The 692-nt window shown below is 71.4% G+C and carries 2 protein-coding genes; both read right to left on the reverse strand.

The annotated features are described in order from the left end of the window. Positions 1-217, reverse strand: a 217-nt coding sequence (locus AC2W7M_RS26855) for a hypothetical protein (RefSeq protein WP_486136271.1), incomplete at its 3' end; no start/stop codon positions are given. A 170-nt stretch (positions 218-387) separates the two neighbouring features. Then, the coding region (locus AC2W7M_RS26860; RefSeq protein ID WP_486136273.1) for a helix-turn-helix domain-containing protein at positions 388-692 on the reverse strand (305 nt) is incomplete at its 5' end.

Consider the following 692-nt stretch of genomic DNA (forward strand, 5'->3'; position numbering starts at 1 on the left):
GCCCCAGCGCTGCCGGGGCGGAATACGGTGGTGGGGCGGAAGCCTTGAGCCGCGCCGGCGGCAGATCGGCGGTGCCGGGCAGGTCGTCCTGTTCGGCGTGCACGGCGGCAGGCGCGGCCAATAGCATCACCGCGAGCGCGCCGGCAGGCACCATGCGCTTGAGGTCCGCGATGCGCGCCACGGCCCGCTCACGTGCGCCCAGCAACTTGCCGTGCATGGGTCAGATCTCCTCCGAATGGCCCGCGAGGAGCGTTGGTGCCGCTTTGCCGCCCGACGATCAACTCACAAGCTTGCGTTGCACAGGGATTTCATCGGCCTGTCACTCACGGGCAACAAACGCCCGCTGTGGTGGTTCCCCGGTGCGGGCCGGCATGGTTAACGGACGTCTCATTCGGCGGCGATGGCCCTCGGCACCGCACCCGGCACCGATTCCGCAGCGGCAGGGTGGGCCTCGATCTCGGCCAGCTTGCGGTACAGGGTCGAGCGGCCGATGCCGAGACGCCGCGCCACCTCGGTGAGCCGGCCGCCATAAAGCGCACAGGCGAAGCGGATCAGTTCCGCCTCCACCGCGTCGAGCGCCCGGACATGGCCGGCATCGTCCAGCAGATCAAGGCCTTCGGTGCGAACCGGCGCCAGGCTCGGGGCCGCGGCGCCGGGCAGGCGGATCACGTCGCGCCGTCCTGCGCCCGCGC

It is taken from the genome of Xanthobacter sp. BG11Y11_SDJG, from assembly GCF_057364445.1.